Origin of the sequence: Pseudoblastomonas aquimaris, from assembly GCF_035481675.1 — a bacterium.
GTDB lineage: Bacteria > Pseudomonadota > Alphaproteobacteria > Sphingomonadales > Sphingomonadaceae > Alteriqipengyuania_B.
Genome location: NZ_JAYJJW010000001.1, coordinates 1,902,281 through 1,925,629 on the forward strand (window position 1 = coordinate 1,902,281; position 23,349 = coordinate 1,925,629).

Annotated in this window: 19 protein-coding genes; 12 read left to right on the top strand and 7 right to left on the bottom strand. The window is 67.0% G+C overall.

Going from position 1 to position 23,349, the window contains the following annotated elements; all coding sequences use genetic code 11:
• Nucleotides 1-35 precede the first annotated feature (35 nt).
• The gene (locus tag VCJ71_RS09500; protein ID WP_324640721.1) at nt 36-1,037 is read right to left on the bottom strand and encodes an NAD(P)H-quinone oxidoreductase; all 1,002 of its coding nucleotides are present in this window, start codon (nt 1,035-1,037) and stop codon (nt 36-38) included.
• A 93-nt stretch (nt 1,038-1,130) separates the two neighbouring features.
• Here VCJ71_RS09500 and VCJ71_RS09505 point away from each other — a divergent pair, with 93 nt between their 5' ends.
• The 5 genes from VCJ71_RS09505 to VCJ71_RS09525 all read left to right on the top strand — a co-directional run bounded on the left by VCJ71_RS09505 (nt 1,131) and on the right by VCJ71_RS09525 (nt 8,410).
• Nucleotides 1,131-1,346, top strand: a complete 216-nt coding sequence (locus VCJ71_RS09505) for a DUF1192 domain-containing protein (RefSeq protein WP_324640722.1) — start codon at nt 1,131-1,133, stop codon at nt 1,344-1,346.
• 158 nt (nt 1,347-1,504) lie between these two features.
• The gene (gene clpA / locus VCJ71_RS09510; protein WP_324640723.1) at nt 1,505-3,892 is read left to right on the top strand and encodes an ATP-dependent Clp protease ATP-binding subunit ClpA; all 2,388 of its coding nucleotides are present in this window, start codon (nt 1,505-1,507) and stop codon (nt 3,890-3,892) included.
• 100 nt (nt 3,893-3,992) lie between these two features.
• Complete coding sequence (locus VCJ71_RS09515) at nt 3,993-5,729, top strand: M1 family metallopeptidase (protein WP_324640724.1); 1,737 nt, start codon at nt 3,993-3,995, stop codon at nt 5,727-5,729.
• 37 nt (nt 5,730-5,766) lie between these two features.
• On the top strand, nt 5,767-6,798 hold the full coding sequence (locus VCJ71_RS09520) for a ligase-associated DNA damage response exonuclease (protein ID WP_324640725.1): 1,032 nt from the start codon (nt 5,767-5,769) through the stop codon (nt 6,796-6,798).
• Between the two features lie 16 nt (nt 6,799-6,814).
• Complete coding sequence (locus tag VCJ71_RS09525; RefSeq protein ID WP_324640726.1) at nt 6,815-8,410, top strand: cisplatin damage response ATP-dependent DNA ligase; 1,596 nt, start codon at nt 6,815-6,817, stop codon at nt 8,408-8,410.
• Between the two features lie 27 nt (nt 8,411-8,437).
• On the opposite strand, the gene VCJ71_RS09530 is transcribed toward VCJ71_RS09525, so the two are convergent.
• The 5 genes from VCJ71_RS09530 to VCJ71_RS09550 are packed head-to-tail and all read right to left on the bottom strand — an operon-like array spanning nt 8,438 to nt 14,423.
• Complete coding sequence (locus tag VCJ71_RS09530) at nt 8,438-9,004, bottom strand: gamma carbonic anhydrase family protein (RefSeq protein WP_324640727.1); 567 nt, start codon at nt 9,002-9,004, stop codon at nt 8,438-8,440.
• A 1-nt stretch (nt 9,005) separates the two neighbouring features.
• The gene (locus tag VCJ71_RS09535) at nt 9,006-11,219 is read right to left on the bottom strand and encodes a spermidine synthase (RefSeq protein WP_324640728.1); all 2,214 of its coding nucleotides are present in this window, start codon (nt 11,217-11,219) and stop codon (nt 9,006-9,008) included.
• Nucleotides 11,216-11,806, bottom strand: a complete 591-nt coding sequence (locus VCJ71_RS09540) for a GNAT family N-acetyltransferase (RefSeq protein WP_324640729.1) — start codon at nt 11,804-11,806, stop codon at nt 11,216-11,218. Before VCJ71_RS09540 ends, VCJ71_RS09535 begins: the two co-directional genes overlap by 4 nt.
• Nucleotides 11,799-12,791, bottom strand: a complete 993-nt coding sequence (gene hemB, locus VCJ71_RS09545; RefSeq protein WP_324640730.1) for a porphobilinogen synthase — start codon at nt 12,789-12,791, stop codon at nt 11,799-11,801. The genes VCJ71_RS09540 and hemB overlap by 8 nt, the downstream gene beginning before the upstream one ends.
• 45 nt (nt 12,792-12,836) lie before the next feature.
• Entirely contained in the window at nt 12,837-14,423 is a 1,587-nt protein-coding gene (locus VCJ71_RS09550; protein ID WP_324640731.1) for a M23 family metallopeptidase, read from the bottom strand.
• 193 nt (nt 14,424-14,616) lie between these two features.
• On the opposite strand from VCJ71_RS09550, the gene VCJ71_RS09555 reads away from it, so the two are divergent.
• The 6 genes from VCJ71_RS09555 to VCJ71_RS09580 all read left to right on the top strand — a co-directional run bounded on the left by VCJ71_RS09555 (nt 14,617) and on the right by VCJ71_RS09580 (nt 20,521).
• On the top strand, nt 14,617-17,211 hold the full coding sequence (locus VCJ71_RS09555; RefSeq protein ID WP_324640924.1) for a helicase-related protein: 2,595 nt from the start codon (nt 14,617-14,619) through the stop codon (nt 17,209-17,211).
• On the top strand, nt 17,208-17,552 hold the full coding sequence (locus VCJ71_RS09560) for a S4 domain-containing protein (RefSeq protein WP_324640732.1): 345 nt from the start codon (nt 17,208-17,210) through the stop codon (nt 17,550-17,552). Before VCJ71_RS09555 ends, VCJ71_RS09560 begins: the two co-directional genes overlap by 4 nt.
• Nucleotides 17,549-17,887, top strand: coding sequence for a ferredoxin FdxA (gene fdxA, locus VCJ71_RS09565; RefSeq protein WP_324640733.1), 339 nt, complete (start codon nt 17,549-17,551; stop codon nt 17,885-17,887). The genes VCJ71_RS09560 and fdxA overlap by 4 nt, the downstream gene beginning before the upstream one ends.
• 67 nt (nt 17,888-17,954) lie before the next feature.
• Nucleotides 17,955-18,740, top strand: coding sequence for a YihY/virulence factor BrkB family protein (locus tag VCJ71_RS09570; RefSeq protein WP_324640734.1), 786 nt, complete (start codon nt 17,955-17,957; stop codon nt 18,738-18,740).
• 223 nt (nt 18,741-18,963) lie between these two features.
• Nucleotides 18,964-19,491 (top strand): CarD family transcriptional regulator, encoded by a 528-nt coding sequence (locus VCJ71_RS09575; protein ID WP_324640735.1) that lies wholly within the window; start codon nt 18,964-18,966, stop codon nt 19,489-19,491.
• 175 nt (nt 19,492-19,666) lie between these two features.
• Nucleotides 19,667-20,521, top strand: a complete 855-nt coding sequence (locus VCJ71_RS09580; protein WP_324640736.1) for a head GIN domain-containing protein — start codon at nt 19,667-19,669, stop codon at nt 20,519-20,521.
• 18 nt (nt 20,522-20,539) lie between these two features.
• On the opposite strand, the gene VCJ71_RS09585 is transcribed toward VCJ71_RS09580, so the two are convergent.
• Nucleotides 20,540-21,502, bottom strand: coding sequence for an L-threonylcarbamoyladenylate synthase (locus VCJ71_RS09585; protein WP_324640737.1), 963 nt, complete (start codon nt 21,500-21,502; stop codon nt 20,540-20,542).
• A 74-nt stretch (nt 21,503-21,576) separates the two neighbouring features.
• On the opposite strand from VCJ71_RS09585, the gene VCJ71_RS09590 reads away from it, so the two are divergent.
• Nucleotides 21,577-23,316 carry an acyl-CoA dehydrogenase gene (locus VCJ71_RS09590; protein WP_324640738.1) on the top strand — a complete coding sequence of 580 codons (1,740 nt, stop codon included), beginning with the start codon at nt 21,577-21,579 and terminating at the stop codon, nt 23,314-23,316.
• The last annotated feature ends 33 nt before the right edge of the window (nt 23,317-23,349 follow it).

The following is a 23,349-nucleotide window of genomic DNA, read 5'->3' on the forward strand; positions in this document are numbered from 1 at the left end:
CCGCTACTCAGGCCCCGATACGCAGGCTCCGTTACTCAGGCGTCGAGGACGATCTTCCCGACGAGGTCGCCGCTTTCCATATACGCATGGGCAGCCGCGGCCTCCGCCAGCGGGAAGCGTTTCGCCATGATCGGCCGCAGCGATCCGTCTTCGACCAGCGGCCAGGCATTCTCGCGGATGTCGTTCGCGAGCAGCGCCTTGAACGTGTCGTCGCGCGGGCGCAGCGTCGATCCGGTCAGGACCAGCCGCTTCTGCATCACCTGCGCCATGTTGATTTCCGCCTGCAGCCCGCCCTGCACCGCGATGGTCACGTGGCGACCGCCGGGCTTCAGGCACTTGATGTTCCGCGCCACGTAATCGCCCGACACCATGTCGAGCACCATGTGCACACCGGCGCCATCGGTGATCCGCTCCACCTCGGCGGCGAAATCGCTCGTCTTGTAATTGATCGCATGGGCCGCGCCGATGCGGCGGGCGGCGGCGCATTTCTCGTCGCTGCCGCAAGTCACGATGATCTCTATGTCGAACGCATTGGCAAGCTGGATCGCGGTGGTGCCGATGCCGCTGGTGCCGCCGTGGACCAGGATCGTCTCCCCATCCTTTGCCATGCCCCGCTGGAAGACGTTGTGCCATACGGTGAACAGCGTTTCAGGCAGCGCCGCCGCCTCGTGCAGGGGCAGTCCGGCGGGCACCGGCAGGCAATGGCCCGCGTGGGCAAGGCAGTATTCGGCGTAGCCGCCGCCCGGGACCAGCGCGCAGACGCGGTCGCCGACCGACCATTGCGCCACCCCGTCGCCCAGCTCCGCAATCTCGCCTGCGATTTCGAGGCCCGGGGTCTTCGGCGCACCGGGAGGCGGCGGGTAAAAGCCCTTGCGCTGGATCACGTCGGGGCGGTTGACCCCGGCATGCGCCACGCGGACCAGCACCTGGCCGGGTCCGGGGCGCGGCATGTCGAGCTTTTCGGGCCGCAGGACATCGGGCTCGCCCGGCGCGTCGTAACCGATGGCGGTCATCGTATCGATCATCGTGTCGGACATCGCCCCATCCCATCTTGTCGCGGTCAAGCATCCCCCGCTTGCCGCTGCGCTGCCATTGACAGAATCCCGGGGCGGTCACAAGTTTCCTTGGCGATGGACGAAGACGACCTGCCCCGCCGCAAGGGCGATGCCGCCGACCAGCTTCGGCGCGAGGATCTGGACAGCTATTCGCGGCACGAGCTCGACGCGCGGATCCAGCTGCTGGAAGCGGAGATCGCGCGCGTCGAGGCGCACCGGGACAAGGCATCGGCCCACATGAAGGCCGCCGACGCGCTTTTCGGCGGCGGAAAGCCCGCCGGCGAGGGATGAGCGTCGCCCCTCTCGAAATTGCCGATCGGCACCCCATATTGTCGTTAACGATGCAGGCGCCGTTCAGGCCGGCCTGCCATTCTACTCCCGGCGATTCACCATCGGGCTTAAGCACGCCCCGACAGGAACGCTTTCCACGTCAGACCTATGGATAGGTAATGCCAAGTTTCGCACAAAGCCTCGAAAAGTCCCTCCACAACGCGCTCGCCGCAGCCAGCGACCGGCGCCACGAATATGCCACGCTGGAGCACCTGCTGCTGGCGCTGATCGACGACGACGATGCCGTCGAGGTAATGAAAGCCTGTGGCGTCGACCTCGGCGAACTGGGCGGCGTGGTGCGCCAGTATCTCGACCAGGAATACCAGTCGCTGAAAGTGGAGGGCGAAAGCGATCCGCAGCCGACCGCCGGGTTCCAGCGGGTGATCCAGCGCGCGATCCTGCACGTGCAGTCGTCCGGCAAGGACACCGTCACCGGCGCCAACGTGCTGGTCGCGCTGTTTTCCGAACGCGATAGCTACGCCGTCTATTTCCTTCAGCAGCAGGACATGAGCCGGCTGGATGCCGTCAGCTTCATCAGCCACGGCATCGGCAAGGGCGGCAAGCAGCTGGAAAGCCGCACGCCCGAAGGCGCCGACGAGGACGCGATGGACGAGGCGGATGCCAAAGCCGGCAAGAAGGAAACCGCGCTCGACCAGTTCACCGTCAACCTCAACAAGAAGGCGGAAGACGGCAAGGTCGACCCGCTGATCGGCCGCGGGCCGGAAGTGGACCGCACGGTCCAGATCCTCTGCCGCCGCAGCAAGAACAACCCGCTCTACGTCGGCGATCCCGGCGTCGGGAAAACCGCCATTGCCGAAGGTCTTGCCCGCAAGATCGTGGAAGGCGACGTGCCCGAAGTGCTGCAGGACGCGGTGATCTATTCGCTCGACATGGGCGCGCTGCTCGCCGGCACGCGGTATCGCGGCGATTTCGAGGAGCGGCTGAAGCAGGTCGTGAACGAGCTCGAGAGCATGCCCGAAGCGGTGCTGTTCATCGACGAGATCCACACGGTGATCGGGGCCGGCGCGACCAGCGGCGGGGCGATGGACGCCTCCAACCTGCTCAAGCCCGCGCTGTCGAGCGGCAGCATCCGCTGCATCGGTTCGACCACCTACAAGGAATTCCGCAACCACTTCGAAAAGGATCGCGCCCTGCTGCGCCGGTTCCAGAAGATCGACGTCAACGAACCGACGATCGAGGATACGGTGGAAATCCTGAAGGGCCTGCGCAGCGCGTTCGAAGACCACCACAAGGTCAAGTACACGCCCGACGCGATCAAGACCGCGGTGGAGCTGTCGGCCCGCTACATCAACGACCGCAAGCTGCCCGACAAGGCGATCGACGTGATCGACGAAGTGGGCGCGATGCAGATGCTGGTGCCGCCCAGCCGCCGCAAGAAGAAGATCACCGCACGCGAGATCGAGGCCGTGATCGCGACGATGGCGCGCATCCCGCCGAAATCGGTCAGCACCGACGACAAGAAGGCGCTCGAAGGGCTGGAAAAGGACCTCAAGCGGCTCGTCTTCGGGCAGGACAAGGCGATCGAGGTGCTGTCCAGCGCGATGAAACTGTCGCGCGCGGGCCTGCGAGATCCGGACAAGCCGATCGGCAGCTTCCTGTTCAGCGGCCCGACCGGCGTCGGCAAGACCGAAGTCGCCCGTTCGCTCGCCAGCATCATGGGGATCGAGCTCAAGCGCTTCGATATGTCGGAATATATGGAGCGCCACAGCGTTTCCCGCCTGATCGGCGCGCCTCCGGGCTATGTCGGTTACGACCAGGGCGGCCTGCTGACCGATGCCATCGACCAGAACCCGCACTGCGTCCTGCTGCTCGACGAGATCGAGAAGGCGCATCCGGATCTGTTCAACATCCTGCTGCAGGTGATGGATAACGGCCGCCTGACCGACCACCACGGCAAGACGGTGGACTTCCGCAACGTCGTGCTGATCATGACGACCAACGCCGGTGCGGCGATGATGGAAACGCGCGGGATCGGCTTCGGTGACGTGTCGAAGGCCGATGCGGGCGAGGAAGCGGTGAAGAAGCTCTTCACGCCGGAATTCCGCAACCGCCTGGATGCCATCGTGCCTTTCGCCTATCTGGGCACCGAGACGATCAGCCGGGTCGTCGACAAGTTCATCCTCCAGCTGGAGCTCCAGCTGGCCGAACAGAATGTCGAGATCACTTTCGATGCCGATGCGCGCGGCTGGCTGGCGAAGCGCGGCTTCGACAAGCTGTTCGGCGCCCGGCCGATGGCCCGCCTGATCCAGGAAAAGGTCAAGCAGCCGCTGGCGGAAGAACTGCTGTTCGGCAAGTTGTCCGACGGCGGCGAGGTCGCGGTGAGCGTGAAGGACGACAAACTCGCCTTCGAACTGACCCCGTCTGCTCCCAAGCCCAAGCGCAAGCCGGCGGCGAAGAAGAAGGCGGCAGCGAAGAAGACGCCCGCCGCCGATGCGACCGGCGAGGATATTGGCGGCGAAGACGGCGGCAGTGACACGCAGGACTGACGCTGCGCCGGCGCAGAGCGACGCTCGTCGAGCGCGGTTTGCGCCGGATCGGCAGCAGCATTAAGGTCTCCCCCGAATTCGTTTTCGGGGGAGATTTTTCTTGCGCCACGTCCTTTTGCCGGCCCTCCTGGCCGCCGCCGCCTTGCCGGCCACGATCCTGCCTGCCGCAGCGCAGGATGCGCCCGCCGAATTGCAGGCACCCCCGCTGGCGGAGCGGACCTCGGCCAGCGGTTTCGCGCTCACCGCAGCGCAGGCCGCAACCGAGCTGCCGCATCTCGACCTGACGCTGAAAGTCGACCCGGCAACCCGCACCATCGACGGGACTGCCGATTACACGGTCAAGGCGACCGCGCCGTTGCAGCGCGCCGAATTCGACCTCGACCCCCGTTTCGCCATCACCTCGGTCACGGTGAACGGCCGCCCGGCGCGCTGGACCAACGATGGCGGGTTCCTGTCCATCGACCTCGGCCGCACCCTGCGCGCCGGCCAGACCGCGAAAGTCGCCATCGCCTGGAACGGCGCGCCGCATGTCGCGCGCCGCGCACCGTGGGACGGCGGCTTCGTTTGGAGCGAAACCCCCGAAGGCGCTCCGTGGATCGCCACGGCGGTGCAGATGAACGGCTGCGACCTCTTCTGGCCGTGCATCGACCACCCGATCAAGGAAATAGGCCGGCTCGACAGCACCATCGTGGTGCCCGAAGGCCTGACCGCGGCGGGCAACGGCAAGCTGGTGGGCAGCTCGACCGAGGACGGCTGGACGAGCTGGAACTGGTCCACCCGCAGCCCGAACACCTATGCCGTCGCGCTCAATATCGGGCCTTACGAACTGGCCAGCACCGAATATGCCAGCCGCTTCGGCAACACGATCCCGCTCAAGTTCTGGCACCTGCCCGGCCACAGCGAGGATGCTGCGGAATTGCTGGAGGAAATGAAGAGCTACCTCGATTTCTTCGAGGAGATGATCGGCCCCTACCCCTTTGCCGACGAGAAGGTGGGCCTGGCCGAAACGCCGCATCTCGGCATGGAGCACCAGACGATCAACGCCTACGGCAACGAGTTCAAGCCGTCTCCGCAGGGGTACGACTGGCTGGCGCAGCACGAATTCAGCCACGAATGGTTCGCCAACCAGCTGACCAACACCGCGCCCAACCATATGTGGCTGCACGAAGGGCTGGGCACCTACATGCAGCCCCTGTTCCTGCAGTGGCGCGATGGCGAGGCAGCCTACCACGCGGCGCTCGTCACCCAGCGGCAGGGCCTGCTCAACCGCTCGCCGGTCGTGCCGGCAGAGCCGATTACCAGCGCACATTACCTCGACGAGGAAGCCGGCTGGGGCCGCGACATCTATGGCAAGGGCAGCCAGATGGCGCATACGCTGCGCCAGCTCATCGGCGACGAGGCGTTCTTCACCACCATCCGCCGCATCGTCTATGGCCGCCCCGACCCGCGCCCGGGCAATTTCGTGCCGCAGTTCGCCGACACGGACGATTTCCAGCGGATCGCGGAAGAGGAAAGCGGACGAGATCTCGACTGGTTCTTCGATGCCTATTTGCGCGAAGCCGCCCTTCCCGTACTCACCGCGACGCGCAACGGCAGCTTGCTGGAATTGGCGTGGGAGCGGGAAAGCGGCGAGCCCTTCCCGATGCCGGTCGAAGTGCGCTTCGACGGCCGGCTGGAAACCGTCCCTATGACGGGCGGCACCGGCAGCATTTCGCTCGGCTCCGACACGATGCATTACGTGCTCGATCCGATGAACAAGGTGCTGCGCTTCAGCCCGGCCATCGACGAATGGCAGACCTGGATGATGGAGCAGCGCGGCATGCGCCGCGGCGGCTGACAGGAACCAACGCTGCCACCGCCCGCTTGTCCGGGAGATGGCAGCACCGTTCTCCTGGATCCGGCCCGAGCCGTGGGGCATCCACGTGGTCCCGGCGGACACGTGGATCGACCCGTCGAAGGCGGTACCGCACGCGCTGGTCACCCACGGCCATGCCGACCACGCGCGCGGCGGGCATGGCGAGACCGTCGCCACGCCCGAAACGCTAGCGATCATGGAATTGCGCTATCGCACCGGGGCACAAGACGATGCGGGGGAAATCCCGCACCGGGCCGTGCCGGTCGAATACGGCGAGACGATCCGGCTGAAAGGCGGGGTCGATGCGACCTACATCCCCGCCGGCCACGTCCTCGGTAGCGCGCAGATCCTGCTCGAGCATGCGGGCGAACGCGTGATCTGCACCGGCGACTACAAGCGCCGCGCCGACCCCACTTGCCCGCCTTTCGAAGTCACCCCGTGCGACATCCTTATCACCGAGGCGACTTTCGGTCTGCCGCTGTTCACCCATCCGCCGGTGGAGCAGGAAATCGGCAAGATCCTGGCGGCGCTGGAGGAAAATACCGATCGCTGCGTGCTCGTGGGCGCCTATGCGCTGGGCAAGGCGCAGCGCGTGATCGCCGAACTGCGCGCCGCGGGCCATGACCGGACCATCTACCTCCACGGCGCGATGGAACGGATGTGCCGCCTTTACGAGGAGCACGGGGTCGCACTCGGCGACCTGAAGCTGGTGAGCGATGCGGACAAGGACGCGATGCGCGGCCACGTGATCGTGTGCCCGCCATCCGCGCTCAACGACCGCTGGAGCCGCCGCCTGCCCGATCCCGTTACCGCCATGGCGAGCGGCTGGATGATGGTCCGCCAGCGGGCGCGCCAGCGCAACGTGGAGCTGCCGCTGGTCATCTCCGACCATGCCGACTGGAACGAACTCACCCGCACGATCCAGGAAGTCGATCCGGTCGAAAGCTGGATCACCCACGGGCGCGAGGAAGCGCTGCTGCGCTGGCACCAGCTGCACCAGCGCCGCGCCCGGGCCCTGGCGCTGGTCGGCTACGAAGATGAAGACGATTGAGGGAGGCGCCTGACCGGTGGAAGAGTTCGCCGCCCTGATCGATCGGCTGGTCTATACCCGCAGCCGTAACGAGAAGTTGCGCCTGATCGCGGAATATTTACGCGCCACGCCCGATCCCGATCGCGGCTGGGCACTGACCGCGCTGACCGACGGGCTGGACTTCCCCGCGGTCAAATCGAGCACCATCCGCAACGTGATGAAGGAGCGGGTCGATCCGGTCCTGTGGACGCTCAGCCGCGATTTCGTGGGCGATACGGCAGAGACGGCGAGCCTGCTGTGGCCCGCGCCGGCGCATGACGGCACGAAGCCACCGTCGGTAGGCGAAACCGTTGATTTGCTTGGCAAGATGACGCGCGCCAACGTGATGGCCGAGCTGCCCAAGCTGCTCGACCGGCTCGATATCTCGGGCCGCTATGCCCTGCTCAAGCTTGCCACGGGGGCAATGCGGATCGGCGTGTCCTCGCGTCTCGGCAAGGTCGCCTTCGCGCAGGCGTTCGACGTATCAGTGGAGGATGTCGAGGAGTACTGGCACGGGCTGCAGCCGCCCTATGCGGAGCTGTTCGCCTGGGCCGCCGATGGCGCGGATCCGCCCGACATCGCCAACCTGCCGACCTTCCGACCCTTCATGCTCGCCCATCCGCTGGAAGAGACGGTCGTCGACCTGGCCGACTATGCCGCGGAGTGGAAATGGGACGGCATTCGCGTGCAACTGGTCCACGCGGGCGGCGAAACGCGGGTCTATTCGCGCAGCGGCGACGATATTTCCGCGACTTTCCCGGAAATGGTCGATGCCCTGGCGATCCCGGCCGTGCTCGACGGGGAATTGCTGGTGCGGGGAGACACGCAAGGCGGTGCGGAAGGCGGCGCGGCTAGCTTCAACGCGCTCCAGCAGCGTCTGGGGCGCAAGACGGTCAGCAAGAAGATGCTGCGCGAAAGCCCCGCCTTCGTGCGCTTGTACGACGCGCTGATCCTGGATGGCGAGGACTTGCGCAAAAAGGGTTGGGAGCAGCGCCGCGCCCGGCTCGAGAGTTTCATGGCGCGCCTGCCCGGCACGCATTTCGATATCTCCCGCATCGTCGAAGCGGAGAATTTCGACGCGCTGGCAAAAATCCGCGAGGGCACGCGCGACGATGCGATCGAAGGGCTGATGCTGAAGCGCCGCGACAGCCCCTACGTCGCCGGGCGCCGCACCGGCCTGTGGTACAAGTGGAAGCGCGACCCGCTGCTGATCGATTGCGTGCTGATGTACGCCCAGCGCGGCAGCGGCAAACGATCGAGCTTCTTTTCCGATTACACGTTCGGCTGCTGGGACGGCGATCCCGATGCGGGCGCGGAGTTGTTGCCGGTGGGCAAGGCCTATTCCGGCTTCACCGACGACGAGCTGAAGAAGCTCGACCGGCATGTAAGGCAGAACACCACCAACCGTTTCGGCCCGGTGCGCGAAACCAACAAGAGCCTGGTGTTCGAAGTCGCCTTCGACAGCGTGCACGAGAGCAAGCGCCACAAGTCCGGCCTCGCCATGCGCTTCCCGCGCATCCATCGCATCCGCTGGGACAAGCCGGTGCACGAAGCTGACCGGATCGAGGCCTTGCGCGCGCTCGTCCGCGACTGAGCGGGCAGCAAAGTCGCCTTGCGCAACTTATCCGGCGGCGTCGATCGCCTTGCGGTGCGCCTTTGCATTCTCGGCATAATGCGCAACGCCGATGCGCATGCCGGCTATGGCCGCATCGTCCAGGTCGCGCATCTTGCGGGCCGGGCGGCCGCCCCACAGTTCGCGCGCGCCCATGACTTTGCCTTCGGTCAGCATCGCGCCAGCGGCCAGCATGGCATCGCTGCCGATCACCGCCTTGTTCATGGCGATGGCGCCCAGCCCCACGAAACCGCGATCCTCGATCCGGCATCCGTGAATCATCGCCATATGGCCGATCAGAACGTCGTCGCCGATCAGCAGCGGCGAACCATCAGGATCGCCCGGACGTTCCGGGTCGCAATGCAGCACGCTGCCGTCCTGCACATTGGTGCGCGCGCCGATCACGATGCGGCTGACATCGGCGCGCAGCACGCAATTGTACCAGACCGAACTGTCCACCCCGATCTCGACATCGCCGATGATCGTGGTGCCGGGCGCGATGAACGCGCTGTCGTGGATGCGCGGGCTCTTGCCGTGAATGGGGATGATGCGGGTGCCGGGCTGGGGTGCTGTCATCCTACCTACCGAGCACATTCCGCCACATGATGAAAGGCAGGATGGAGGCGTGATCGTCCGTCCACGGGCGGCTGGCCGGCTTGGGCAGGCTGACCCACTGCTTCTGCGGATGGGCCTGGAGCATCCTCGCCATCGGTTCGGGCGTGCGGGCCGCGGCGATCCAGAACGACGATGTCGTGCCGTCGCTGCCGGAGCCGCGCCCGTCGCGCAGCAGCGCGCCCCAGCCCTGTTCCTCGGCATGGGCGGCGAAAACCGGCTGCAGGTCGATATAGCGGTTGGAGATGTGGAACAGCACGATCCCGCCGGGCTTCAGCGCGCGTTCGTAGATTTCCAGCGCCTCGGTGGTCAGCAGGTGGAGCGGGATGGCGTCCGAACTAAAGGCGTCGATCACCAGCACGTCGAAGCTGGCCGGCGGCAGGTCTTCCAGCACCAGCCGCGCATCGCCGATGCGGATCGAGGCATCCGGCGTGCAATCGCGCAGGAAAGTGAACGTCCCGTCGCGCGAGTATTCGGCGACCACCGGATCGATCTCGAAGAAGGTCCAGTCCTGCCCCGGCCGCGCGTAGCAGGCGAGTGTCCCGGTGCCGAGCCCGACAACCCCCACCGCCGCATCCCCGCCGACGATCTGCGGCGCCGCCGACAGCACGAGGCCGACGCCCGATGACGGGCCGTAGTAGCTGGTCGGCTTATTACGCCGTTCCGGATCGGTATATTGCAGCCCGTGGATGGTCGTGCCGTGGAGGAGCGATCGCGTGCCCTCCGCCGGATTATCCTTGAGCGTGTAGATGCCGAAATAGCTGCGTTCGCGCAGACCCGCGACGCTGGTCTCGATCGTGTCGAACCCGCCGCGCGCGATCATCAGCCCGGCGAAGACCAGCAGCAGCGCCCAGCGCCGCTCCATCACCAGGATGCCGCAGAGTGCCATGCCCACCGTGCCGAGAAGCACTAGGTTGTCGTGCCCGCGCTGCAGTGCCAGGATCATGCACACGCCGACGATCGCCGCTACCAGGATCACCGCGAGAATGGCCGTGCGGCGGCGGTCCTGAGCAATGCGCAGCCGCCCCATCCAGTCGAAGAAAGGCACGATGGGCAGCAGCGCCGCGGCGGCGAGGAGCAGGATCGGATGCTCCCACACCCAGTCGAAGGCGACCGGTGCGATAAGGGCGGTAAACAGCCCGCCCAGCGCGCCGCCCGCGCTCATCACGAGATAGAACAGCGTCAACCGCTCCGGCGCGGGGCGAAGCCAGTAGAGCCGGCGGTGCAGCGCGATGGCGAGGATGAACATCAGTAGCAGCGTCGCGATCGCGACGGACAGCGTGCCGTGGCCGTTGCTGACCATCGCCAGCGATCCGGCAAGGAGCAGCGTCAGCGGCGCGATCCGCACGCAGGTGTTCGCAAGGCTGCTGCGCTCCGCAAAGGCGAAAGTGAAGCTGAGCAGGTAAAGCCCGAGCGGCAGGACCCACAGCAGCGGCATGGCGACGATGTCGGTCGTCAGGTGCGTGGTGGTCGAAAGCATCAGGCCCGACGGCACGGCGGCAAGCGCGAGCCACAGCAGGATCGTCTTCGCACCCGGCGCTTCGCCCGCCCCTTCTTCCGGAGCCACTGCGCCTTGCGCCGTTGCGGGAGCCGCGTTCCAGCGAGAGCGGGCGACCAGCACCACCAGCACCGCCAGCAGGCCGTAGCCCGCCGCCCACAGCATCGAATGCTGCGCGATGGGGAACCAGGGCTCCAGCAGGATCGGATAGGCAAGGAGACCGGTAAAGCTGCCGATATTCGATGCGGCATACAGCCAGTACGGATCGCCCGCCTCCGCATCGGCAGCATACCAGCGCTGCATCAGCGGCGCCTGTGCGGAGACCACGAAGAACAGCGGGCCGATAGTGGCGAGGAACAAGCCCGGCACCCACACCGGCTCCCAGCCCGGCGCGGGCGGCGGCAGGTCGGCAAGCGCGATCGGCAGGGTCAGCGCCGCGAGGCCGAGAAGCGCGACATGCACCATCGCCTGCTTGCGCAGCGCCAGCCGCGACAGGGCATGGGCATAGGCATATCCGCCCAGCAGCAGGGCCTGGTAAACCAGCATCGCGCTGTTCCAGACGGCCGGCGCCCCGCCCAGCAGGGGCAGCGCCATGCGCGCGACCAGCGGCTGGACGAGGAACAGCAGGAAGCTGCCCGTCAGGATCGTGACCACGAAGAGGAGCCGCGCCCTTCCGGTCATCGCGTTTGGCCCTGCCAAGCGTCGCGCGTGATGGAATAGACGATCGACGGGTTGAGGTGCGGTCCCCAGCGCGGATCCTCGAAATCGAGATCCTCGCGCCGGGTCATGCCCAATCGCCTCATCAGGCCCCAGCTGGCGGTGTTGCCGTCCACGGTCAGGGCGACGATCTCTTCCGCGCCGAAGCGATGGAAGCCGAGGTCGAGCGATGCGATCGCGGCCTCCTTGGCGTAGCCGTGGCCCCACGCATCCTCGCGCAGCCGCCAGCCGACCTCCATCATGCCGAAAACCGCCTCCCCTTCGACATTCGAGCGCTTGAGGCCGCAAAAGCCGAGCATTTCTCCGGACAGGTGGCCGCCGTCGTCCTTGCGCTCGAGCACCCAGAACGTGTGGCCGTGGTCGCGCCGGTAGCCTTCCAGCCGCTCCCGCGCGCCTGCTTTCGTGGCCTCGTCCGCTTCGTCGCCGAGCCAGCGCATGACTGCGGGCGTGTTGGTCAGCTGCCAGAAACGCGGCCAGTCACCCTCGCGCCAGTCACGCAGCACCAGCCGTTCGGTCTCGTGCCGGAAAGCATCGCTCGCCGGTTCAGCCATTGAAAATGCGCGCCGCGACCGGGGCGTGATAGGTCAGGACGCCGCTCGCCCCGGCGCGCTTGAAGCTGAGCAGCTTTTCCATCAGCAGCGCGTCGCGGTCGCCCGCTCCGGCCGCCGCGCCGGCTTCGATCAGCGCATATTCACCGCTCACCTGGTAAGCGAACACCGGCACTTCGAAGCGCTGCTTCACCCGCCAGACGATGTCGAGATAGGCGAGGCCGGGCTTCACCATCACGCTGTCCGCGCCTTCGGCAATGTCGAGCGCGACTTCGTGCATCGCCTCGTCGCCGTTGGCCGGGTCCATCTGGTAGCTTTTCTTGTCGCCTTTCAGCAGCCCGCCGCTGCCAACGGCATCGCGGAACGGCCCGTAGAATGCGCTCGCGTACTTGGCGGCGTAGCTCATGATCTGGACATTGTGGTGCCCCGCCATTTCCAGCGCCACGCGGATGGCGCCAATGCGTCCGTCCATCATGTCGGACGGGGCGACGATGTCCGCCCCCGCTTCCGCCTGCACGATCGCCTGGTCGACGAGGATGGCGACCGTATCGTCGTTTGCGACGTAGCCCGACGGGTCGAGCACTCCGTCCTGCCCGTGGATGGTATAGGGATCGAGCGCGACGTCGGTCAGGATGCCGATATCGCCGCCGCAGGCGTCACGCACGGTCTTGATTGCGCGGCACATCAGGTTGTCGGGGTTGTAGGCCTCCGCCCCGTCCTCGCTGCGCGTCTCCGATGCCGTGTTCGGGAACAGGGCGATGCACGGAATGCCGAGCTCCACCGCCTCTTTCGCGCGCCTGGAAAGCTCGGCCAGCGGCCAGCGCGAGACGCCGGGCAGGCTGGCGACGGGCTGCTCCTCGCCCCCTTCGGTGGCGAACAGCGGCCAGATGAGGTCGGCGCTGGTCATGGTCGTCTCGCGCACCATCGCGCGGCTCCAGCCATGGGCGCGCGTGCGGCGGAGGCGGGTGTTGGGAAAGCTGCGGGTCATCCTGGCGGGTTCCTGCCGCAATCGGCACAGGCGCACAAGCGCGCGTCAGCCGATCTCGCGGGCTTTCTGCACCCGGTCGATTTCGCGCACCGGCACAGCATCGGCGGGCTTGGCGGGTGCGAGGCTTTCGAGCGCGGAGCCCGGCTCGATCCGCATCAGCCCCGTCAGCTTGCTGCGGAACGCCTCGAGCTCGCTGCCGCTCAACTGCGCGCGGGTGACGAAGCGGACGCTGGCCGGGTTGATGGCGCGGCCGCCGCTGTACATTTCGTAATGGAGGTGCGGACCGGTGGAGAGGCCGGTCGAGCCGACATAGCCGATCACCTGCCCGCGCCGGACCCGCTGCCCGCGACTGACGGCCATCCGGCTCATGTGGCAATATCGGGTCGACAGGCCGTTGCCGTGGTCGAGCCGCACCGCATTGCCGCAGCCCCCGGCGCGCCCGGCCGACGTCACGGTGGCATCGGTCACGGCGACGATGGGCGTGCCATAACTCGCCTTGAAGTCCATGCCCGCATGCATGCGGCGATAGCCGAGCACCGGGTGGCGGCGCATGCCGTAATTGGAACTGATCGGGCCCGATACAGGGGCGACGAGACCTTCGCGCTGCTCGCCGACGCCCGAAGCTTCGAAGAAACGGCCCTCGCTGCCCCAGCGCATCAGCCGCGCGCGCGGCTTGCCGTCGGCGCCGAAGAGCCCGGCGAAGAGGAGCTCGCCGGTCTGGGTCTCGCCCGTTTCGGCGCGCTTGTAATCGATTACCATGTCGAACGTGTCGCCCGAACCGATGCGGCCGGCGTCGATCTGGGTCTGCAGCGTACGCAGGTAGGCCTGCACCGCCGGGCCGGGCGCGCCGGCCGCGCGGGCGGAGCGGAAGAGACTGTCGCCGACCGTGCCGCGAATGCGCAGCGGGGTCGAATCGACCCGGATCGGCACCGGTCGCACGCTGAGCTGCCCGTCCTTGCGCGCAAGCACCAGCCGCAGGTCGAACCGCGCGCGGAATTCCAGCGCGTCGAGCGGGCGCGGCTGGCCGGCGCTGGTGCGGCGGCCGAGAGTGATATCGACTTTCGTGCCGGATTCGATCTCGTCGAGGCCGACCGAGCTGCCGACCAGTGCCGCGACCTGCTGCGCTTCCTCCCGCCCCACGCCTGCGCGGCGCAGCATGCGTTCGAAACTGTCGCCTTGCGCCAGCGTCGCCACCACGTCGATCGAGGGGCGTTCCGGCGCGGCTTCGAGCGAGGCGACGGCGGTCGAGGCGCCCATCCGGCGGCCGCTGTCGGCGCCCAGCGCCAGCGGCATGATGACCTGGCTGCGGAATTCGTCGCGCGCTTCGTCAGTCAGATCCATCGGCGGTGCGGCGTAAAGCGGCGCGAAATCGGGCCAGCCTGCCAGCGCCAGCGCGCCTAGGCCGACCATCGTGGCGACGCCGCGCCACCACTTCGCTCCGCCGATATCGCGGGCGAGGTCGGGTGCCAGATCCAAGTCCCGGAGTTTGGCAGACACGCCTTCGCGCCAGTGATCGTAGCGTTCGGCCAGCGACGGGCGGCGGACAAGCACGAGCGCACTGCCCGCAGCAGCAGCGCCGCTGCCGCCGGCGATATCGATTGCCTCGTCCCGCTTTCCCGGCCTGAAGAACACCGTAATCCCGCCCCTTCCGAGATATCGCCTCGATCGATCCGCGACCCCAATTGCACAGATTTGGTGCGTTTAAAGTTAATTCCGCGCTAACAAAAGGCCAGCCGACGCATGGCTGCGGCGAAATGCGCGCCGGTTGCAGCACCCCGCGCATCGCGCCTACAAGCGGGGCGTGGCGCATTTCCCTCCCGACACCATGGCACGCGGCGGACCCTCCACGGTCAAGGCGGTGCTCGGCCCGACCAACACCGGCAAGACGCATCTCGCCATCGAGCGATTGTGCGCCCATTCGAGCGGGGCGATCGGATTTCCCCTCCGGCTGCTGGCGCGCGAGGTCTACGACCGGGTCCGCGCGATCAAGGGCGACAGGGAAGTCGCGCTGATCACGGGCGAGGAGCGGATCGAGCCGCCCGGGGCGCGGTGGTTCCTGTGCACGGCCGAGGCGATGCCGGTCGTCTCCGGCCCCCATGCCCCCGCTTTCATCGCGCTGGACGAGGCGCAAATCGGTGCCGATCGCGAGCGCGGGCATATCTTTACCGATCGCTTCCTGCATGCGCGCGGGCGGGAGGAGACGATGCTGCTCGGGTCCGCCACGCTGGAGCCGATGGTCCGCGCGCTGGTGCCCAAGGCCGAGATTTCGGAGCGGCCGCGTTTTTCCACCCTGTCGCACATCGGCCCGCGCAAGCTGTCCCGCCTGCCGCCGCGCAGCGCCATCGTCGCGTTCTCCGTGGAGCAGGTTTACGCCATGGCCGAGGCGCTGCGGCGGCACCGCGGCGGCGCGGCGGTGGTGATGGGCGCGCTCAGCCCGGAGACCCGCAACCGCCAGGTCGAATTGTTCCAGTCTGGCGAGGTTGACTACATCGTCGCCACCGACGCCATCGGAATGGGGCTGAACCTCGACGTCAACCATGTCGCCTTCGCCTCGCTCGGCAAGTTCGACGGCGTGCGGCAGCGGCGGCTTTCCCCGGCGGAAATGGCGCAGATCGCGGGCCGGGCGGGCCGCCATCACAAGGACGGCACGTTCGGTACGCTGTCGGGCGGCCATGCAAGCGAGTTCACCGAGGACGAGATCTTCGCCATCGAGGAACACCGCTTCGCCCCGCTGACCCACATGTACTGGCGCAACCCGGAACCGCGCTTCGACAGCATCGCCCGGCTTATCGCCGACCTGTCGATGAAGCCGGATCGGCCCGAATTGAAAGCCGCCCCCGAAGCGATCGACCTTGCCGTCCTGCGCAAGCTGGCGGACGATCCGCTTGCCGATGGCGTCAAGGGGGCAGGCGCGGTGCAGCGCTTCTGGGAGACGTGCCAGCTGCCGGATTTCCGCCAGCTGGGCGCCGACCAGCACGCCCGCTTCGTCGCGCGGCTGTGGCAGGATTTGCGCGGTGGCTACATCGGCGCCGACTTCGTGGCGGCACGCATCGCAGACCTCGACCGGCCGCAGGGCGATATCGACACGCTGCAGGGACGCATCGCCGCCATTCGCAGCTGGGCCTATATCTGCCAGCGACCCGACTGGGTTCTGGCCCGCGACGAGATGGCCGCCCGCGCCCGCGCGGTGGAGGCAAGGCTGTCGGATGCGCTGCACGCCCGCTTGACCGAACGCTTCGTCAACCGCAGGACATCGGTGCTGATGAAAGCGATCGGCAAGGACACGGCGCTGCTGAAAGTCGAGCTGGCGCAATCCGGCGACGTGCTGGTCGAAGGCGAGGCGATCGGCCGGCTCGACGGTTTTCGCTTCCGGGTCGATCGCAATGCGCGCGCGGAAGATCGCAAGCTGCTATTGGCGGCTGCCGAAAGACACATGCCGCGCCTGCTGGCGCTGAAAGCGGAGAAACTGGTGAACGAGGAATTGGGCGACCTGGTGCTGGAAGGCGGCGAAGTGCGCCGCGGCGGACAGGCGATCGCCGTGCTGGAACCCGGCAAGTACCGCAGCGCGCCGCGACTGGTGCTGACGAAAGAGCTCGCCCCGCTGGATGAGGCGAAGCGTGCTGAGTTGGCAGAGGCGCTGCAGATGTGGCTCGACACGCAGTTGCAGGCGCTCGCGCCCCTGCGCCTGCTGGAAGAAGCCGCCGAGAGCGCTGAAACCGGGAGCGAGGCGCGCGCGCTGCTGCTCACGTTGATCGACCGCAACGGCACGATCCGGCGCGAGGATGGCGGGCTCGCCCATTTGCCCGCAGACCGTCGCAAGGTCCTGCGCAAGCTGGGCGTGCATATCGGCGCGCTCGACATCTTCGTGCCCGCCTTGCTCAAGCCTGCCGCGCGCGCGATGCTGAGCCTGCTCGGCCTCGATAGCAGGCCGCTCAATCCCGGCATGGAATCCGTCGTCACGCTCGATGGCAAGGCGCCCGCGGGCTACCGGCCCTGCGGCAAGCAGGCGATCCGCATCGATATGGGCGAGCGGATCCTGCGCAGCGCGCACGATGCGCGGACCAAGTCGAAGGCGCGCAAGTTCGCGGTCGATCACGCGCTCGGCATTTCGATCGGCCTGACCGAGGCCAGCCTGGTGCGCCTGCTCTCCCAAGGCGGCTTCAAGGCCCAGCCGCGCACCGACCTCGTCGAAGGCGCTTTCGGGCCGCCTGCCCCGCACCTCTACCAGTGGCGCCCGCTCGGCAAGGATCGCCAGGATGGACCGCGGCAGCAAGCGCACGACAAGCGACCGCCGCGGGGCAAGAAGGGCCAGGGCCGAGGCAAGCCGCGCACGAATGACCGCGGCGCAGAGCGCAAGCCCGATCACGGCCCCGCCCGCAGCAGCGGCGCGTTCGATAGCCTGGCGGACCTGCTGCGTTGAGCGACGGGCGGGCGAGCGGGCTGCGGCTCGACCGGCTGCTCTATTTCCTCCGCCTCGCCCCGTCGCGCACCCGTGCGCACGACTGGGTGTGCGAAGGGCACATCCGCCGCAACGGGGAGCGGGTGAACGATCCCTCGCGGCATGCATGCCCCGGCGACGTCCTCACCCTGCCCCTTCCCGGCAAGGTGATGGTAGTGGAGCTCCTCGCCCTGCCTGCGCGGCGCGGGCCGAAGGACGAGGCTGCTGCATGTTACCGCGTGCTTGACGCTGGCCGCCCGCTTCGCCAATCAGGCGGCGAAGGCCCCGCACGGGGGCCGGATAGGGGACCAGACGCACAATGACCTATGTCGTCACCGACGCCTGCATCAAATGCAAATACACCGATTGCGTGGAAGTCTGCCCGGTGGACTGCTTCTACGAAGGCGAGAACATGCTGGTGATCAATCCCAGCGAATGCATCGACTGCGGCGTGTGCGAACCCGAATGCCCGGCCGAAGCGATCTTGCCCGACACCGAAGACAATCTCGAAAAGTGGCTGGAGCTCAACACGAAGCTCTCCGCCGAGTGGCCGAACATCACCACCAAGAAGGATCCGCCCGAGGATGCCGACGAGCATAAGGGCGAAGAGGGCAAGTTCGAGAAATACTTCACCGAAGAGCCCGGCGAAGGCGACTGAGCCTGCCCTGATCGCGGTCGGCGAAGGCGCGCGGGAACAACCCCGCACGCCATCCGCTTCTGCGGCCATGCAGTTTTCCCGTTTCAAGGCCGCTTTCGATCGTGCCGGTCGCCACGATGCCAGCATCATCGCCGCCGGCATCGCCTATTACGCGTTCCTCGCGCTCGTGCCGATGCTCGCAGCCTGCGTGCTCGCCTATGGCGTTTTCGCCGATCCGGACACGGTGGCGAACCACATCAGGGCGCTGGCGGATAACCTCCCGCAATCCGCAGCCGATCTGATTGCGGGGCAATTGCGTTCGGTCACGCAGAGCAACGATGCCAAGGCCGGACTGGGCCTGCTGGCAGCGCTGGCGCTCGCCCTGTTCGGCACGCGGAACGCCGGCGGCGCCGTGGCGCGGGGCCTGACTATCGCCTTCGAGACCGGCGAACGGCGGGGGTTCCTGAGAAGCCAGCTGGTCGCCATCGGCATCACTATCGCCGGCGTGTCCGGCATCGTGCTGGTGGCCGTGACGATTGCGGCCGTGGTCGCGATCGAGAACGGTATCGGCCAGTATCTCGGCTATGCCGTGCTGCTCGGCGGGGCGATCCTGGGCAGCGGGGCGCTTTATCGCCTGGTGCCGCACGGGGTCACGCCGACGTGGCGCGAAGTGATGCCGGGCGCGGTCTTTTTTGCCATCGGGTGGCTTGTGCTCACCGCGGCGTTCGGCGCCTATGTCGCCAATTTCGGCAATTACAACGCCACGTTCGGCGCGCTGGGCGGCGTAATCGTGCTGCTGACGTGGTTCTACCTGTCCGCCTACCTGCTCCTGATCGGGGCGGAACTGGTCGCTGCGGACCGCGCCGCAGAGTAACCGGATAGCCAGCCGGACCGCAGCTATTTCAGCGACTCGCAATTTTGTTGCGAATCTGTTATATAATAGGCCGACGCCGCTCGGTTTTCCGCCGCGCGGCCGCGTGAGTACGGAAAGGCAGCCCCCACAGTCAGGACAATTCGCTGGTGAAGTCGACAGGGATCTGTCGGCCTCGGCACCGGATTTGACGCTGCAACGGGCGCCGGACACAGAAAGGTACCTTATGGCAGCCAATGCCTTCGATGTCGGCGACTACGTCGTCTATCCCAAGCACGGCGTGGGCCGTGTGATCGAACTTCAGAATGAAGAAATCGCCGGCATGCAGCTGGAACTCTACGTCCTGCGGTTCGAAAAAGAGCGCATGACCCTGCGCGTCCCCACCAACAAGGTCGAAGCGATCGGCATGCGCAAGCTGTCGAGCGACAAGACCCTGAAGGAAGCGATGGACACGCTGAAGGGCAAGCCCAAGGTCAAGCGCACGATGTGGAGCCGCCGCGCCCAGGAATACGAAGCGAAGATCAATTCGGGCGAGATCGTCCTGATCGCCGAAGTCACGCGCGACCTGTTCCGCCCGGAAGACCAGCCGGAGCAGAGCTATTCCGAACGCCAGATCTTCGAAGCGGCCTCCAGCCGCCTCGCCCGCGAACTGGCCGCGATGGAGAAGACCGACGAGCCGACCGCGCTCGCCAAGATCCTGGACGTGCTGAAAGAACACGCGCCGCAGTATTACAACAACGGCGACGAGGAGTAAGTCCTCCGCCAACCGGATCGAAGGGCCGCCCCGCAACGGGCGGCCCTTTTCGTTGGAGCCCGGTCTGCCGATGAAGGTCCGTTCGTGCGCGGCGGTCGGCCGTTGGTCGACGGATCGCTTGCAATGAAAGCCCGACCGCCTTACTGTGTTATGCAGTTAATACAGGAGAGCGGCAATGCGTATGGGAAAATTCTTCGGCAAGATCGTGCCGGTCGTCGCGATGGCCTTCGCGGCAGGCGTGTCGGGCTGCGACAATATCAAGATGAACATAAACGGCAGCGACTTCGACGGGAAGCCGCTGGCGGAAATCGACCTCTCCGGCTCGGCGCCGACCGAAGTTGCGCTGATGGGCCCCGACATCGTCACGATCACGGAGGGTGCTGAATTCGCGATCACCGTTTCGGGCACCGATGCGGCGAAGGACCGGATGCGCTTCAACCTCGATGGCGAGAATATCGCGATCGGTCGGGCCAAGGGCGACTGGAAGGATGGCGACAATGCCACGGTCAAGATCGTGCTGCCGTCGGTCAAGGAACTGGTGCTGGCGGGCTCGGGCACTATCACCAGCGAATCGCTGGACGGCGAGGCCGAGATCAACGTGCTAGGATCGGGCCGAGTCGACGTGGCCAAGGTCGCGGCCTCCAAACTGGAAATCAACATCGCCGGTTCCGGATCGCTGAAGGCGTCCGGCACGGCGGACGAGCTCGAAATGTCGATTATGGGTAGCGGCAACAGCGACCTTTCCGGCCTCGAGGTCGGCAATGCCGACGTGAATGTGATGGGATCGGGCGATGCGCAATTCGCGTCCGACGGCAAGGTCGATGCCAGCATCATGGGTTCGGGCAGCATCACCGTGCGCGGCAGCGCCACGTGCGAAGTCAGCTCGATGGGTTCGGGTACGCTGCGGTGCGAGGCGGGTGAAAGCCGCAGCGCCGCCGAAGCCGCCCCTGCTGCAACCGAAACGCCGGAAACAGGCGAGGCGTCCGACGCTCCCGAAAGCCCGAACGCTCCGGAAGCCCCCGACGCCTGATCCGGATGCCGCCGGCCCTTACGAGGGGTCGGCGGCCGCCCGGCGCAAGCGATCGTTGATCGCCGCGCCGATCCCCTTGTCCGGAATGGGCGCCACTGCCACCGCCGACTTGTCCGAGGCGGCGGCACGATGCAGCAGCGCGTACAGCCGGGCCGCGGCCTCCGCCAGGTCTCCGGAGGCCGACAGGCTCGCATCGCCCGCCACCGGCCCGAAACCGATCAGGAATTCGTCCGCCTTGCCCTGCGCCGCGTCCAGTCGGACGGGTTTCCCCGGCGAGTAGTGGCTGGCGAGCTGCCCGGGCGCTTCCACCTCGGCACTGACGACCGGTGTGGCCGGGCCAAGCAGGTCGGTCAGTGCGCGGAGCGTTATCGGACCTGGCCTAAGCAGCGACCAGCCGGAGTCGCGCAGCGCAACTATCGTCGATTCGAGGCCCGCCGACGTCGCGCCGCCATCGATCACCAGCGGCACCCTCCCCGCAAGCGTCGCCCCGACATGCGCCGCGCTCGTCGGGCTGACCGCACCGCTGCGATTGGCGGACGGCGCCGCGAGTGGCACGCCGCACTCCTCCAGCAGCTGCCGCATTGCCGGATGGGCCGGCATGCGCAGGGCGATCGTCGGCAGCCCGGCCGTGACGGCGGGCGCGATACCGGCATCCTCGCGCAGCGGCAGCACCAGCGTCAGCGGCCCCGGCCAGAATTCCTCAGCCAGCTTCGCAGCCCGCTCGCCCAAAACCGCGATCTTGCGTGCCTGCTCCATCGAGGCGACATGCACGATCAGCGGGTTGAAGCTGGGCCGGCCCTTGGCGCGATAGATGCCGGCAACCGCATCGGCACTGTCGGCCCGGGCGGCGAGGCCGTAAACCGTCTCCGTCGGGACGGCCGCGATTCCCGCGTCGAGCAGGATTTGGGCCGCCCGTGCGATGCCATCCGCGTCGGCGGGCACGGTTTCCGTAACGTCGGCAGCGGCGTGCTTGTCGGCCATGGCTCGCGCGCTATATCGGGACCACGCCGAAGCCAAGGATTTCCGCCGGAAACCGCGACTAAAGGACCGCAAAGATGGATACGTTCACCCCGCCCACCCAGGACCAGCTGCTCGCCATTCGGGTGAATGCGGGGATCGAGGAGCTGGCCGAGGCGGAGCGTTTCGCGGCGGCCGAAAGCGATCTCGTCGAAGCCATCGTCGAAGGTGTGGGCCAGTTTGCCGCCGGGGAATTCGCCCCGCTCAACCGGATCGGCGATACCGAGGGCGCGAAGCTCGAAAACGGCGTGGTCCGCCTGCCCGACGGCTATGCCGAGGCATACCGCTCCTATGTCGAGCAGGGCTGGAATGCGATTTCGGGCCCGGTGGAATATGGAGGGCAGGGCCTGCCCTTCACCCTTTCGTGCAATGTGCTGGAGAACCTCGGCACCGCGAACATGGCCTTCAACCTGCTGCCGATGCTGTCGGTCGGCGCGATCGAGGCGCTTGAAGCGCACGGGGCGGATTCGCAAAAGGCGAAATACCTCCCCGACCTCGTCAGCGGCAAGTGGTCGGGCACCATGAACCTGACCGAGCCGCAGGCCGGGAGCGATGTCGGCGCGCTGCGCACCACCGCCAGGCCGATCGAGGATGGCGAGCATGCCGGCAAGTGGTCGATCCAGGGCCAGAAGATCTACATCACCTGGGGCGATCACGAATTGGCGGAGAATATCATTCACCTCGTGCTCGCCCGCACGCCCGATGCGCCGGAAGGAAGCCGCGGGATCTCGCTGTTCCTCGTGCCCAAGTACCATGTGAAGGACGATGGCTCGCTGGGCGCGCGCAACGACCTGCGGCCGGTCAGCCTGGAGCACAAGCTGGGCATCAACGCCTCGCCGACCTGCGTCATGAGCTACGGCGACAACGGCGAATGCGTGGGCGAGCTGATCGGGGCGGAAAACCGCGGTCTTGCCGCCATGTTCACGATGATGAACAACGCGCGCATCAATGTCGGCGCGCAAGGCGTGGAAATCGCCGAGCGCGCCTTGCAGCAGGCGCAATATTACGCCCGCGACCGCATCCAGAGCGCGCGCGCCGGATCGCCCGACAAGTCGCCGGTGGCCATCATCGAGCATCCCGACGTGCGCCGCATGCTGCTGCGCATGCGCGCCCTTACCGAGGCGATGCGTGCCCTGCTCTACTACACCGCCGGCCAGACCGATCGCGGCGTGCTCGGCAACGCCGATGCAAAGGCGCGCGGCGAATTGCTGGTGCCGTTGCTCAAGGCCTGGGCGACCGATAGCGGCATTGATGTCGCCAGCCTCGGCGTGCAGGTCCATGGCGGGATGGGCTTCGTCGAGGAAACCGGCGCCGCGCAGCATTACCGCGACGCGCGCATCGCGCCGATCTACGAAGGCACGAACGGCATCCAGGCCGCGGATTTCGTCACGCGCAAGCTGGGCTTCGAGAATGGCGGCGTGCTGGAAGCACTGATGGGCGAGATCGTCCGCGATGCCACCGGGGAACCGGCGCTGGAGGCCTTGGCAGAGGATTGCACCGCGATCGGCCGCTGGATGCTGGACGACGCATCGCTTGACGACAGGCTGGCCGGCAGCGTGCCCTTCACGGCCATGGCCGCGGTCGCGGTTGCCGCGTGGCAAATGACGAAGCAGGCCGCGGCCGCGCCGGACCTTGCGCCCGGGATTGCGAAGCGCAAGGCAGTGACCACGCGCTACATCCTCGACCACGTCGTGCCAGAAGCGCGCGGCCTGAAAGCGGCAGCGATGGCCGGCGCGACGCTCCTATACGAACTCGACGCCGACGCGCTGGTGGCCTGACCGCAGGCTGCGGAGCGGGGCACCACGCCCCCG